The sequence below is a fragment of the Iodobacter sp. BJB302 genome, assembly GCF_002735645.1.
Classification (GTDB): domain Bacteria; phylum Pseudomonadota; class Gammaproteobacteria; order Burkholderiales; family Chitinibacteraceae; genus Iodobacter.
In genome coordinates this window covers 19,003-32,308 of record NZ_PDZG01000055.1, presented here as the reverse complement: position 1 = coordinate 32,308, position 13,306 = coordinate 19,003, and the positions used below count along the sequence as shown (strand labels likewise).

Sequence of the window (13,306 nt, the reverse complement as noted above, 5' to 3'; positions counted from 1 at the left end):
GTGTAAGACTGTAATAAAACAAGGGGCAGGGAGCCGACCACTCCCTGCCCCTTGTTTTATTACAGTCTTACACAATCCATAAAGTAGCAGGTTTCGCCACTGCTCTTGTCTGCCACCAGGCCATGAATATAGGTTTCAAAGCCGGGGAAGCGTTTGTTGAAATCCCGTGCAAATTTGAGGTAATCAACGATGGTTTTGTTGAAAACTTCGCCAGGGATCAAGAGCGGAATGCCTGGCGGGTAAGGAGTGAGCATCACGGCGGTGATACGGCCTTCCAGTTCGTCAATTGCCACGCGGTCGATCTCACGGTGCGCCATTTTGGCGAAAGCCTTGGCGGGCTTCATGGCGGGTTCCATATTAGATAAATACATATCCGTGGTCAGGCGCGCCACATCATGCACGCGGTAGATTTCATGGATTTGCTGGCAGAGGTCTTTCAGGCCAATGCGCTCGTATTGCGGATACTGAGCAATAAAGTCCGGCAGAATGCGCCACAGCGGGGCATTTTTATCGTAGTCGTCTTTAAATTGCTGCAAGGCGGCTACAAGGGTGTTCCAGCGGCCCTTGGTGATACCGATGGTAAACATGATAAAGAAGGAATAAAGACCGCACTTCTCGATTACCACACCGTGCTCAGCCAGGTATTTGGTAACGATGCTGGCCGGAATGCCGGTTTCAGAGAACTTGCCGTCTAAATCCAGTCCAGGGGTCAGAATAGTGGCTTTGATCGGGTCCAGCATATTAAAGCCATCGGCGATATCGCCAAAGCCGTGCCAGTTGTCGCCGGATTTCAGCATCCACGCATCGCGGTGATCTAGTCCTTCATCGGTTAGATCATCCGGGCCCCAAACTTTGAACCACCATTCATCACCGAATTCTTCGTCCACTTTGCGCATGGCGCGGCGGAAATCCAGTGCTTCAACCAGTGATTCTTCAACCAGTGCTGTGCCGCCCGGTGCTTCCATCATGGCGGCAGCCACATCGCAGGATGCAATAATGGAGTACTGCGGGCTGGTTGAGGTGTGCATTAAGTAAGCTTCGTTAAATAAATCACGATCAAGCTTACGGTTTTCCGGGTCTTGCACCAAAATTTGCGAAGCTTGGCTTAAGCCTGCCAGCAGTTTGTGCGTGGATTGCGTGGAAAAAATCATTGATTCTTTGCAGCGCGGGCGATCTTCGCCAATGGCGTGGTAATCACCGTAGAAATCATGGAAAGCGGCGTGGGGCAGCCATGCTTCGTCAAAGTGCAGGCTGTCGATTTCGCCATCGAGCATGCCTTTGATTTCTTCGACGTTATACATAATGCCGTCGTAAGTAGACTGGGTAATCGTCAGAATACGCGGCTTAAAGTTAGGGTCGGCCAGCAGTTTTTCACGGGCAAACGGGTTATCCATCATTTTTTTGCGGATGTTTTCCGGCTCGAATTCGCTTTTCGGAATCGGGCCGATAATGCCGTAGTGATTGCGCGTAGGCATCAGGAATACGGGCACCGCACCCATCATCATGATGGAATGCAGAATGGATTTGTGGCAGTTACGGTCTACAACCACCACATCGCCTGGGGCTACGGTAGAGTGCCAGACGATTTTGTTGGAAGTCGATGTGCCGTTGGTCACAAAGAATAAATGGTCGGCATTGAAAATACGTGCGGCATTGCGCTCGGAAGCCGCAATTGGGCCTGTGTGATCCAGCAGCTGGCCGAGTTCCTCTACCGCATTACATACGTCGGCACGCAGCATGTTTTCACCAAAAAACTGGTGGAACATCTGGCCAACCGGGGATTTCAGGAAAGCCACGCCGCCGGAGTGTCCCGGGCAGTGCCAGCTGTAAGAGCCATCCTGGGCGTAATGAGTGAGCGCACGGAAAAACGGCGGCGCCAAGGTGTCCAGATAGCTTTTTGCTTCGCGGATAATATGGCGTGCCACGAATTCGGGTGTGTCTTCGTGCATATGAATAAAACCGTGTAATTCGCGCAACACATCATTAGGGATGTGGCGGGCGGTACGGGTTTCACCATAGATATAAATCGGGATGTCCGGGTTGCGGCGGCGGATTTCAGCCACAAAGCTGCGCAGGCTGGTGAGCGCTTCGTGGGTTTCTTCGGGTGAGCCGCCACCAAATTCTTCGTCATCAATCGATAAAATAAAGCCTGAAGCACGGCTTTGCTGCTGCGCAAATGAGGTTAAATCGCCGTAGCTGGTATAACCAACTACGTCTCTGCCCTCGGCCTCAATGGCCGCCGCTAATTCACGAATACCGGAACCACTGGTGTTCTCGGTGCGGAAATCCTCATCGATGATGATGATAGGGAAGTAAAAACGCATGGCAAAATCCTTGCAAACTAACAATCAGTACAAAGGACGGCAAAGCCGGAAAGGCGCGTATATTAATCCCAAAATGTGTTGATATGTGGTGAAAAATGAAAACAATTGCCATCTGTGTAAATCGACGTCTGAGCGGCCAGCCATCTTGTGCCGCCAGAGGCAGCGAAGCGCTGGCGCAGGCCCTTGAAATAGCAACAAAAATGCATGCAGATGTGAGGATTATTCGTCTGCCTTGCATGGGTGCATGCGAGGAAGGGCCGAACGTAAAAGTGGCCGGCGGAGATCTCTATCACGGAGTGGATTTAGCTATGCTACCGCTGATTTTGGAGGAGATTGGGGTAGGGGCTGTTACACACGGGAAACCCAAATCTTGAAACACGGTGGCTACGGCGTTTCACGAAAAAACAAGGTGTTAATTAAGTTGTTTTGTAAGATTTGAGTGTTTTAAAACCTTTGAAGTCTAGATTCGTATCGCAGCTAGTGGCAAGGGGCTTAAATCCCCCTTGAAGCACGCCGAAGCGAGGAATAAGCGGCTCGGGGTTTCGGAAAAGGGGTAGCGAGGCAGCGAGCGAGCAGCCTTTTTCGCCGAGCCGATTATCCGCAGCGAGGGGCCTTCGTGCTGGTCGGGGCGGCCTTCTTTGCGTACTAGGATTTCTGGCCGTTCAAGAAAGTGAGTCCCCGCGGGGATGCCGCACCAAAATTAACGTGCCGAAGGCACTAAAAAGACGATCACTGCGGAACATCAGTGACTAACACCCCCCTATCTTTTTCCATTGCCCTGCCGCCATATCCGGTGTGATATCGCTGCCTGGGCAGCCGCCCTCTGTTGTGCACTGGTAGAGGCTATTGCCAAATTTTGCCCATGCTCCCCAAAGCAGGTCTTTCTTGGCCACCCATGCGTAACTGCAGGCGTCGCCGGGCGGGGTGGGTAGATCGCCCTGCGATGACCAGTTGATCTGGCTGCTCAGGGTGATGTATTGCGTTTCGCCGTAGCTGTCCTGCCAGTCGATGGCAACCTGTACGTTGCGCTCAACCTGGTAGAGCTTTTGCGGATCGGGCAAAGTGGCGGCGGATGGCGGGTTTTTTGCTATCGGCGGGCAGCCAAAATCAGGTGCTGGCTGGGCAGGCTGGCTGATGTCTTTAATCAGGGTGATACGGCGGTAGCTGGCGGTTTGCCGCTGTATTTTTTCCAGCTCTGCATTGCCTGTGCCCTGATCGCCACTGACGCTCAGCCCGCCAGAGGTGGCGCTGCTGCGCGGGCAAAGATTGCTCTGGCGAAGTTTCTCCAGTTTATCTTCTGCAAGGAACAGCGCTTCATTGCGGTTTTGCGCGACGCTGTTGTTTTTTAGGGCGTTGGTTTGAAGGGCGTTTAATGCCAGGGCTGCGATGCCGATAATCAGCAGCGTAATCAGGATCTCCAACAGGGAAAAGCCGTTTTGCTTTGGGCTCAGCATTTGCCGTCCTTACAAAAGTCATGCCAGCTGCCTGATTTATTGCCGCTGAGATCACCGCCTGCATTGCTACCAATAAACATGCGTTCATCGTATGCAACGTTGATGGCTCCGGTTGAGCCCGTGCCAGGTTTTTGCGCGCACAGGCCATATACACAGTCGCCCGGCGTATTGTCAAAGATGCCATTTAAAGCGCCTTCGATATTGCCATTGACGGCCATGGCCCCCAGTACCTGAATGCTGCCGTTAAAATGATTTGTAAACAGCATGCCGTTAATCAAAATGCTGTCAGAGACCATATTGCCGCCTGTGCCGCCTGCTGTCAGTGCATTACTGCCTGCGCCGCCAACCACTACTATGGCGGGGGCAAAACGAGGATAGCTGCTGCCAATGGTGCAGTTTTTGGGCGGGGTAAAATCGCCGTTAATCCAGATCAGCCCAACGGCGGCGGGGCAACTGCTGACAATGCCACTGCCATCGGCTGGGTTGATTTGTGTGGCTTGTTTTTTAAATTCTGCCGGGCTCATGCCAAAAATTGCGCCAAAAAGCTGAATGTTACTCAGCGTGGCCAGGGGCGTGTTGTTGATGCTGTCCGGGCTGAGCGGTGCGCCCCAATAGCCAAACTCCTTCCCGCTGGAAACATTGCAAAGCGGGTTGGGCTGGCCGGAATTTGGAGCCAGCGTCATGCTGCCGCTCATATCCACATGCCCCTTGATGGTAAGGGCAATTTTTTTGGGATTAAATTCAGCCTTGCGCGGAATATCAAAGCCCCGCCTCACGACGGCGGCCGTTTGATCGCTGCGGGTATCGGCGCAAAACGGGCCTTTATCGTTGCTTTCATCGGCGCAGCCTTCACTGCTGACGATGCCATTTTTTAAATCCACACTGCTGCGCCAGGCCGTGTTATCGGCATTGATTTCCAGCGAGCCAATTTTTTGGAAAAGGCTGGTGGTTTTTTTTGAAAACAGATAATTGTTTTTTTTGAACTGCTCAGAGTAATCGTAGGAATCGCTATTTACGATTACCGTATCCCAGCCGCAGTTATTTGTGCCGGGTGCTGGCGGCGGGGCTGATTTTATTTTCTTTAAAATAACGCCATCATAATCGGGGTTTAAATTAATGGCCTCAATATCACGGCGCATTTGCAGCAGCGTCGCCTGCGCGCCTGCTTCTGCCGCTTCAAAAGCCTGTGTTTGCTGATAGTGATTAACCGATGTTTTCTGAAAGATATAGCTGTTTTTATTGGTTGATAAAACAAAAATAGTGGCGATTAAAGTCAGCACCAGGGTGATGGCCAGTGCGGCAATGCCTTGCTGATAAATGGGCGCTTTCATCATGGATAACGCCTTATTCCTGTAAAAAAGGGCGATTGCGTAACTGCACATTCTGATTCAGATGCGTTTTGAATTTCCCTGCATTATCTGTGGCTTCTAAATCAATATCTAAGCTGTTGATCACCATTTTTACTTCATTGTCTGCTTTTTCAAACGAATATTGGGGTGTGATTTTAAATTGAGTGATCAGGATATTGCGGGGGCTGTTCAGGGCCTGCCACTGGCCGTCGCCACAAGTGCTGGCCTCGTTTGAGGTCAGCATATTTACAAAGCGGCCTGTTTTATCTGATGCTTTAAACTGAAAACCATGTGTGTTTTTATCAGGGAAATCCGGATTATGGTAGCGAAATATAACGCAGCTTTGTTCTGGCGTATTAATAATCCATATCTTGCGCATTTCGCTGATTTGATTGTCATTAGGATGATATCCGGCGCGCCGCAGATCGCGGCTGATTAAAGACAGCATGGCCTGTGTATCCTGCTGCAAAATAATACTGCGTTGGGTATCTGTGCTGGTGAATAAATTGCTAAGTGACAAGCTGGAAATGCCCGCGAGCAGTAACAGCCCCATGGCGGTGGCCAGCATCATTTCAATTAAAGATAAACCCTGCTGGGAATGAAATCTTAAATGCATTCCGCATACCTCCCAAAAGCAATGCTGCCTTTGGGGCGGCACAGGGTGGATAAGCCGGTTGCGGTAATTTGTAATTGCAGCTGGTATTTCCCGGATTGAAACTGAAGAAACTGCTGCTGCGCAAAATCAGGCAGACCATTGTAATTATGGAATTTATTTTCTTTTAATGCATCGCTCAATGAGATTAATTCAACCCCTCTGTGTTCTTCTGATTTTTGCTGGCGCAGCAGGGTACTGCCTTCACCGCAGGCGGTAATTGTACAAACTTGCAAAGACCAGCTTTGATTACTCGTGCGTTTAGCCACATAAAAAACAGCGGGGCTGCGTGCGCCGCCAAATTTTACCGCGGTGCTGCGGGTAAATAGCCAGTCATTTTGTGCTTCTAAAACAGTGCTTTGCAAACGATAGCGCTGCAACATACCGGTAAAACCGGGGATGGCGATGCTCAGGATAATGCCCAGCACAATCAGGGTGACCATTAATTCGATTAAGCTAAAAGCGAGGTGTTTACGCATGGGGCAATTTATTGTGCTGCGGTTATTGAGGTATAGCATTGGGCGATGCCAGCCGTATATTGCTTGGTGTGTGGCGGGCCGGAGCAGCTTTACGAAGGGGGCGGATTCTACTCTTAAACAGGGCGTGCAGCTGCCGGATCAGATCAAAGGTTGGGCAGAAATTAACGTCAATCAGCCCCATAAAGCAGATTTACGGGGCTGTGCAGGGGGTTAGATATATCTGACCCAGCGAACAACCGAGCTGGGGGCACTGCCGCCTCCGCCTCCGCCAGGGGTGGAGGCGGTTTGATCCGGTCTAAAGCTGGCAGGCAAATTGGTCAGAATAATATTGGTACTGTTTTGTATGGAGTTGCTTGTTTGGGAGCCTAAGGCTAGGGCTGTGATATAGCCGTGAATTTTAGTATCACCGGTATTGCCATATAAATTGCCCGCCCAAACGCTGCCATAAATATCAGAGCTATTTGCAAAGCTGATATCGCCACCCTGGTAAACATCATTCAGTGTGCTGCCTGCCATGGTAGAAAAATTGCCAATTCCACCATCGATATCGCTATTCCAGCTTGTGGCTGAAGCACAAAACTGGCTTGGGTTTAATCCGTAATAAGTTTGATTACAATAGCCAAGTGGTGAATAAATAGTCGAGCCAACCCGTCCTGAATAGCCTGCATAATTGGGTGCATAGATTGTGGCTGATGCTGAAGTTTTAAAATTTAAAGTGGTGATAAAAGTATTGTAATAAGTACCATTTTGCACCGCTAAATTACCTTCAAACCATGCTACGCCGGGTGCAATTCCTTTGCCGTTAATTGTCCAGAGTTTTTGGCTGCTGTCATAAGTAAAGCAGGAGTTTGAGCTTGAAAACCCTTCACAAATTGTTTTTTGTGTTTCAAGGGCGCGGCCAGTGCATTGAGCTGCCGATGCCGGGCCGGATACCGTAGTACAAAGATAATCTTTCTGGCTAGTGCCAAAAGAGCCAATAAAGTAATCGCCTTCAGCTATGCCGCTGATTCGTTTGACCTTCACTTTCATATAGCCCTTACTGTCTGTATAGAAAGCGTAATTGGCTAAATCTTTATAAGCATAGGCATTAAAGCTATCGTCGGGGGTGAGCGTCACGATAGGCACATTCACGATTAAATCGGGCACAACACTGATCATGCTGGTATCAAACCAATCCCCCGGTTTGCTTACGCCCAGTTTTACTTTGTCATACTTGGGTTTGCCCGTTGCGCCTGTATAGCCAGAGGCCACGTCAAACTGGGGTAGTGTAGTGATTTCAAAATGATCGGCAACAGGGTTAAAGCTATAGGCGGTTTGGTATCCGCTTTGAAATTTTGCGCCACCATTTGTGATATTCAGCGCGCCACCTGCCAGAAGATCGAGCACTTCGGTCGAGTTTTTAACCGTGATATTGCCATTTGCCGCTGCATGATGAATGGTGCCGTTATTGTCCAGTAAGATATTGCCGCGGGAAAGCAGGGCTTTGGAGCTGGTACTGCCTGTGAGTGTGATATTGCCATTGGCGTGCAGCAAGCCAAAGCTGCTGCCCGAGGTGATTGTAATATTGCCGGTAGAGCGGATAACGCCAACGCCGGTAATTGAATTGCCACTGGTTTCAACATCGCCGTTCACGCGGATTTCCATATTATGCACATCACCTTCAAATAATTTGATGGCACCGCCCAGCTTTAAATCACTATTGAACATCACCACGCCTCTGGATGGGCGAACGGGGGGCGTGGCTGGGGTGGCCACAATACTGGCCGCCAGCCTTGAGCTGGAAGCAAGACTGGTATTAGTGCCTGCCAGACCGGTGACCACAATATTAAATTGGCTTGGCGGGCCTGCTGTTGCGCCGGTGACTTGCAGAGTGATATTGGGCACGCCGGTGAGGGTGATATTTTGCGGTGAGGTGGCCGCCGCCGTTGCCAGTGCTTGCAGCTGAGTGGCCGTCATATTGTTAAAAACAGTTTGGGCGATATCCAGCCCCTGCCATGCCCGCATCTGGGCCTGGGTGGCGGCCAGCGAGGTGTTTTGCTGCTCCTGCATCCCTTTTACATAGTAATTAGCGCCCAGAACAGTTGCGCCAAGTGCCAGGCCGACAAAAATAAGGATCAGAACCGTCGCCATGCCTTTTTGTGGGTTTTTCATGGGGAAACCACCAGATTGGATAAGCAGTTTTGCGAGCTGACAGGCTGCCCGATTGCATTGTTTGATTGAATGGTGACGGTAGCTCTGCCTAGGCTGGCATAGCCAAACTGACTGCATGTGCCCGCAGTATTACTCAGCACAAAATTAAAAGTGCCAAGGCTTGCAAGTGGCTTGGCGGAAGCCCAGCTGGCCGTTGACCATGTGCTGAGGCCTGTGCAGTTGATGGGGCCAAGCAGCATCAGGCCTTTGCCTGGCTCAGCAAAAATGGCTGAGCATTCAAAATTTGTCCCCAGATTACGCAGCCAAATCAGAGCATTGGCTGTTTCGCCACTGGCTGCAACCGTGCCGCTGAGCTTGCTGGCAGAGAAAGCGGCCCCTTTAAGCGCGATGATATTGTCACTGACTCTGGCGTTGTTAATACCAAAACCGGCGTCTTGCAGCAAAATGGGCGCAATGGTCATGGCGCTGGTTCTTTCGGCATCTTGTTTGCTGATTTGGGTGGTATCTGCCGTAATTCTGATTGAATGGCGAAACAGGGTCAGCATGGCCAGGGCTGTAATCAGCGAGATGGTAATGCCCACCATCATGCTGATTAAAGAAACCCCGCTTTGCGATTTAATTGAGCGAAATAACACCATCGCCCCCAATTAGTTTCGCATTTGTTACATCTTGTTTTGTGGTCAGAGCTGACGCTGTAATCGGTGAATTGGCCGCCGCAGGAATATTAATCGTCTGCCCTGCAACCGTCGCAGTAAAGGCATTGCGCTGGCATTGGGCCGTTAGCGCCACATTTTTATTCGCGACAGTAACCGAAGGGCTGGCCGCGGCACATAAAGCACTGACGCCTTGCGTTTGTGCGGCTGAGCGCAGGGCAAACAGGGCCATGTTTTGTACCGAAGTGGTTTTTTGTGCCACTGCCGTTTTGGCCACTAAAAATGTCAGCCCAATCATAATCACGCCAAGCAGCACAATGGAAACCAGTGCCTCGATCATGGCGTCGCCTTTTTGTTTATACAAGCTGTCCATCAACGCGATCGCCTCTTTCTGTAATGGTGTAAGTCAGTGCTCTGGCGGCAAGGCCAGTTCTGTCCAGCTGTATGGTGGTGATATCGCTGCTTGCGCTGTCACTGATGCTGACTGCGGCATTTTTTGCAAAAGTGGCCGACCAGATTGCGTTGCTGGCCGTGCAGCTGCCACCCCCTACATTGCCAGCGCAGATAAAGACTTTTTGCCCGGTAATTTGCAAGCCAGCTGCTGCGCCGTTGGCGTTTCTGATCGCCAGTGCCTTGGCTTTGGAATGCGCCATTTTTAAAACGCTTTCTGATTTTTGCAAATCACTTAAAACCAGCCAGGAGGAGCCAAGCGAAACGGCTGCAAGCGTCAGCATGACAAAAATCACCATGGTTACCATCAGCTCAATCAGGCTGAAGCCCGCTTGCTTACCAGCTTGTGAATCCACAATCGGCTCCTGTTGCGGTTCGGGCGTTAGCGGAAGTTAGCTTGAGTGTGCAGGTGAATTTAGTGCTGACGGCGGTCAGGGTATAGCTGTTTCTGTCATCTGCAATACTTGTTTTGTAAGTAAAGTTTGATTGAGAAGGCTGCCAGCCGGTGACTAATGCCTTAGTCGCTTCCGTTGTATTGGTGGTCAGCTCGTCAACGACATTGCCACTAGCATCTGTGAATTCGTAACTTAATCTGCGCTGTAGTTTTTGTTCGAAAAATAGTGATAAAGAAACCAAATCACCTGCTGCAGATTTTGCTGCCGCCTGGCGGATATAACGCTGATAACTGGGAATGGCAATCGAGGCCAGAATGGCGATAATAGCCACAACAATCATCATTTCTATTAAAGTAAACCCATTCTTTTTCATAACAGCCCAAAATACACTGAGTTAATTAAATTGTTTATTTTTTTTGATTAAGGCTAAAGCTATAAAGTGCGCTCTTTATTCAGTGCGTCTTTATTTTTTTTGATTTGATTTAAATTTGCGTTATAAATTTCAGTTGCCTGTGTTTCTGCCTGAATCTGACTGAGCAGATTTTCACGCAAATTAGGGTTTTTCTCTTCAGCGGCTCTTTTATAAAGTTTGCTTAATTTTTCTCTGGATTCTGCAATGTTTTTTAAATTGCGCTGCTCCATATTGTTCAATATGGTCAGTGCTTCATTGGGGGGCGGCGTTGCGGGGCCGGAGGCTTGTGCGGCCGCAGCGGTAGCGGGTTTTACAATGTGCACCCTGGCCTTGGGGGACATCGATGCCGCATCACCAAATGTGACGCTGCCATTGGCTTCTCTTTGCACATACACCGCAGAGGCCAGCAGGGTGCCGGATAAAAAGAAAATGCTTAAAGCAAAAAGGGTGCGGAGCATGATAAAGCCTTCAGCAGGTGGAGTGTTTTGCTTGTCGTGGTGTGCCACATTCTGAGTTTTATTTTTGCCAGCACTGGGCCGGAGTGCCGTTTGCATTGCCATGACTGATGGTCATTACCAATTCAGTGCAGCCTGTATCTTTACTTTGTGTTTTGCCCGCTTTGGCGGTAATGACATAGCCAGAGCCCGTGGGCTGACTGACCTTCACTTCATAAAACCCGCTGTCGCTTGTGATGGCATCGCTGCTGCTGCTTAGCCTGAGCCCGGACGCACCAAGATCGCTGGTGTAAGCGGTATTGTTTGCCCGCCATTTTTCTTCGGCCTGCTGGATTTTTGCAATCATCACCACTGCATCGCTGCGGCGGCTTTTTCGCACGCTGTCCTGGTAGCTTGGAAGGGCGATGGCCGCAAGAATGCCGATGATTGCCACAACAATCATCATCTCAATAAGTGTAAAGCCTCTGTTCATAAGGAATTCACTTAGGGTGTTTTATTTATGTAAGGAGATATTAGTGGTATTGAAGAAAGGCGGCAATCTATTTATGCAATATAAGCAAACTGTTATTTTTGCAATGCATTGTGGTAAGTGTCGTGAAAATTATCTGGGTGAAATAGTGCTGTGTTCTATATATGTCTGTGTTTTAAAATGGAAATATTATTTTTTTGATCCTGGTGGCGGAATGTTTTTTTATTGTGTTTAAGCGCAGTAAACATAAGTTCTATGGTGTTGTTTTGATTGAAACAAGGCTGAAATTTTTTAAAGTGGTATTGCCATGCGTGGGTGGAGATAAAAAAATCCCCGGCAAGGTGTGCCGGGGATTTCAGAGGCCTGCTTAATATACAGCGGGATGAGAGGAGGATTTACTCCTGGCTCATTTTTTGATGTGCGGCGCGGCCCAGCCTGTCGTGTACTGCCAGCCAGGCGGGCTCATCAGGAGGAAGCACCAGTAAAATGGCATCCAGCCCCTGAGTATCTAAATCACGCAAAGTGGCGTAAATCATTTGCGCGTATTCATCCGCGTTATCCGGCATCAGGATGTGCAGCGTGGTGTCATCCTGCGGCAAGGGCGCCTGTGTATGTAAAACCGCCAGCTTTTGCCCCGCTCTTGCCAGGGCGGCAGCGGCCATTTGTGTCTGATTGCCAGTTAACAGCGTGGTGCGCGGCGCATAGTGAGAATCCAATAAGCCTGAGGCACGAATCTTGGCGCTGCCGGCGCTTTGCAAATGCTCAACGCTGTGGCCCAGTACGGCTTCAATCGCCTCGCGGGCTACGCCACCGGGGCGAAGCAAAACGGGGCGCGGCCCGATCAGGCTGATAATCGTTGATTCAACGCCCACATCACAAGCGCCGCCATCCAGAATGAGTGACACACTTTCTGTGCTGAATTCATCTCTTACATGCTGTGCGGTAGTGGGGCTGACATGGCCAAACTGATTGGCCGAAGGGGCGGCAATGCCCCCGCCAAAACGCTGCAAAAGCTCGTGCGTGATTGGATGATCAGGAGCGCGTAAGCCCACGCTATCCTGCCCGCCGGTTACGGCATAAGAAACATGTGGCTGTTTTTTTAGAATCAGCGTCAGCGGGCCGGGCCAGAAAGCATCGGCCAGTTTCCATGCGTCACCGGGGATATCCATCGCCCAATCATTGAGCTGTGCTTTACCGGCAATATGCACAATCACAGGGTGATCATTCGGGCGGCCTTTGGCGGCAAAAATTTTAGCCACGGCCAGAGGTTGTGCCGCATCCGCTGCTAAGCCGTACACGGTTTCAGTGGGAATGCCGACCAGCTCTCCGGCTTTAAGAAGGGCAATGGCTTGATCCAGATCGCTAGTCATCAGAAGCTTTCATACAAAAGAGCGAATTATACCTTGATGTGCAGCCAGCGCGAAGGCCGTCGTTTTAGTGCTTTCTTTAGGCCTGCAAGATGTTTAAGGTGGATATTCACGCGTGATACCATGCTGCAGCACTGTCCACTGGCCGTAATCTCAGAGAGGAAATATGCCTTTATTAGATAGTTTTACCGTTGATCACACGCGTATGCAGGCTCCTGCGGTGCGCGTTGCCAAAACCATGCAGACCCCAAGTAAAGACACGATTACTGTGTTTGATTTGCGTTTTAGCGTGCCTAATCAGGAAATTCTTTCTGAGCGCGGCATTCATACCCTGGAGCATTTATTTGCGGGCTTTATGCGTGACCATCTGAATGGTGATGGCGTAGAGATTATTGATATTTCGCCTATGGGTTGCCGTACTGGTTTTTATATGAGCTTATGCGGTGCACCTAGCGAGGCGCGTGTTGCGAATGCCTGGAAGCTGGCAATGGAAGATGTTTTAAAGGTGAAAGAGCAAAGCGAGATTCCAGAGCTGAACGAATACCAATGCGGTACTTTTGTCATGCATTCTTTAGAAGAAGCACAAGGTATAGCTAAGAATGTGATTGATCGTGGTATTGGCGTCAATCGCAATGATGAATTAGCACTCTCAGCGGAAAAGCTGCAGTCGCTTTAATTGGGCAGAAGTAAAAAAGG

General features: G+C 49.9%; 15 protein-coding genes and 1 pseudogene. 3 read left to right on the top strand and 13 right to left on the bottom strand.

Features of this window, described 5'->3' with window-relative positions; genetic code table 11:
• Positions 1 to 59: 59 nt before the first annotated feature.
• Positions 60 to 2,324, bottom strand: a complete 2,265-nt coding sequence (locus CSQ88_RS16265; RefSeq protein WP_099399136.1) for an arginine/lysine/ornithine decarboxylase — start codon at positions 2,322 to 2,324, stop codon at positions 60 to 62.
• 95 nt (positions 2,325 to 2,419) lie between these two features.
• Between CSQ88_RS16265 and CSQ88_RS16260 the strand changes: the two genes are divergently transcribed.
• Positions 2,420 to 2,698 (top strand): (2Fe-2S) ferredoxin domain-containing protein, encoded by a 279-nt coding sequence (locus CSQ88_RS16260; protein WP_099399135.1) that lies wholly within the window; start codon positions 2,420 to 2,422, stop codon positions 2,696 to 2,698.
• Positions 2,699 to 3,073: 375 nt separating this feature from the next.
• On the opposite strand, the gene CSQ88_RS16255 is transcribed toward CSQ88_RS16260, so the two are convergent.
• From CSQ88_RS16255 to CSQ88_RS16245, 3 genes are read right to left on the bottom strand one after another with little or no spacing between them, the layout of a single operon-like run.
• On the bottom strand, positions 3,074 to 3,778 hold the full coding sequence (locus CSQ88_RS16255; RefSeq protein ID WP_218963124.1) for a prepilin-type N-terminal cleavage/methylation domain-containing protein: 705 nt from the start codon (positions 3,776 to 3,778) through the stop codon (positions 3,074 to 3,076).
• Complete coding sequence (locus CSQ88_RS16250) at positions 3,772 to 5,112, bottom strand: PilX N-terminal domain-containing pilus assembly protein (protein WP_099399134.1); 1,341 nt, start codon at positions 5,110 to 5,112, stop codon at positions 3,772 to 3,774. Before CSQ88_RS16250 ends, CSQ88_RS16255 begins: the two co-directional genes overlap by 7 nt.
• 10 nt (positions 5,113 to 5,122) lie before the next feature.
• Positions 5,123 to 5,743, bottom strand: a complete 621-nt coding sequence (locus CSQ88_RS16245) for a hypothetical protein (protein WP_099399133.1) — start codon at positions 5,741 to 5,743, stop codon at positions 5,123 to 5,125.
• 166 nt (positions 5,744 to 5,909) lie between these two features.
• On the opposite strand from CSQ88_RS16245, the gene mprA reads away from it, so the two are divergent.
• Positions 5,910 to 5,999, top strand: a complete 90-nt coding sequence (gene mprA / locus CSQ88_RS23690) for an MprA protease, GlyGly-CTERM protein-sorting domain-containing form (RefSeq protein ID WP_374700467.1) — start codon at positions 5,910 to 5,912, stop codon at positions 5,997 to 5,999.
• Between the two features lie 184 nt (positions 6,000 to 6,183).
• Here mprA and CSQ88_RS23685 read toward each other — a convergent pair.
• The 9 genes and pseudogenes from CSQ88_RS23685 to CSQ88_RS16200 all read right to left on the bottom strand — a co-directional run.
• Positions 6,184 to 6,258: pseudogene (locus CSQ88_RS23685) on the bottom strand (prepilin-type N-terminal cleavage/methylation domain-containing protein); the annotation flags it as partial.
• Positions 6,259 to 6,468: 210 nt separating this feature from the next.
• A complete protein-coding gene (locus CSQ88_RS16235) occupies positions 6,469 to 8,409 on the bottom strand; it encodes a hypothetical protein (RefSeq protein WP_099399131.1) in 1,941 nt (646 codons plus the stop codon).
• A complete protein-coding gene (locus tag CSQ88_RS16230; RefSeq protein ID WP_099399130.1) occupies positions 8,406 to 9,047 on the bottom strand; it encodes a hypothetical protein in 642 nt (213 codons plus the stop codon). The genes CSQ88_RS16235 and CSQ88_RS16230 overlap by 4 nt, the downstream gene beginning before the upstream one ends.
• Complete coding sequence (locus CSQ88_RS16225; protein ID WP_099399129.1) at positions 9,025 to 9,435, bottom strand: hypothetical protein; 411 nt, start codon at positions 9,433 to 9,435, stop codon at positions 9,025 to 9,027. Before CSQ88_RS16225 ends, CSQ88_RS16230 begins: the two co-directional genes overlap by 23 nt.
• Positions 9,419 to 9,868, bottom strand: coding sequence for a Tfp pilus assembly protein FimT/FimU (locus tag CSQ88_RS16220; RefSeq protein ID WP_099399128.1), 450 nt, complete (start codon positions 9,866 to 9,868; stop codon positions 9,419 to 9,421). The genes CSQ88_RS16225 and CSQ88_RS16220 overlap by 17 nt, the downstream gene beginning before the upstream one ends.
• Positions 9,849 to 10,280 (bottom strand): type IV pilin protein, encoded by a 432-nt coding sequence (locus tag CSQ88_RS16215; RefSeq protein ID WP_099399127.1) that lies wholly within the window; start codon positions 10,278 to 10,280, stop codon positions 9,849 to 9,851. Before CSQ88_RS16215 ends, CSQ88_RS16220 begins: the two co-directional genes overlap by 20 nt.
• Before the next feature lie 59 nt (positions 10,281 to 10,339).
• On the bottom strand, positions 10,340 to 10,777 hold the full coding sequence (locus CSQ88_RS16210; RefSeq protein WP_143449498.1) for a hypothetical protein: 438 nt from the start codon (positions 10,775 to 10,777) through the stop codon (positions 10,340 to 10,342).
• A 58-nt stretch (positions 10,778 to 10,835) separates the two neighbouring features.
• A complete protein-coding gene (locus tag CSQ88_RS16205) occupies positions 10,836 to 11,246 on the bottom strand; it encodes a type IV pilin protein (protein WP_099399125.1) in 411 nt (136 codons plus the stop codon).
• A 392-nt stretch (positions 11,247 to 11,638) separates the two neighbouring features.
• Entirely contained in the window at positions 11,639 to 12,613 is a 975-nt protein-coding gene (locus tag CSQ88_RS16200) for an L-threonylcarbamoyladenylate synthase (protein ID WP_099399124.1), read from the bottom strand.
• A 163-nt stretch (positions 12,614 to 12,776) separates the two neighbouring features.
• Here CSQ88_RS16200 and luxS point away from each other — a divergent pair, with 163 nt between their 5' ends.
• Positions 12,777 to 13,286 (top strand): S-ribosylhomocysteine lyase, encoded by a 510-nt coding sequence (luxS, locus tag CSQ88_RS16195; RefSeq protein WP_099399123.1) that lies wholly within the window; start codon positions 12,777 to 12,779, stop codon positions 13,284 to 13,286.
• The last annotated feature ends 20 nt before the right edge of the window (positions 13,287 to 13,306 follow it).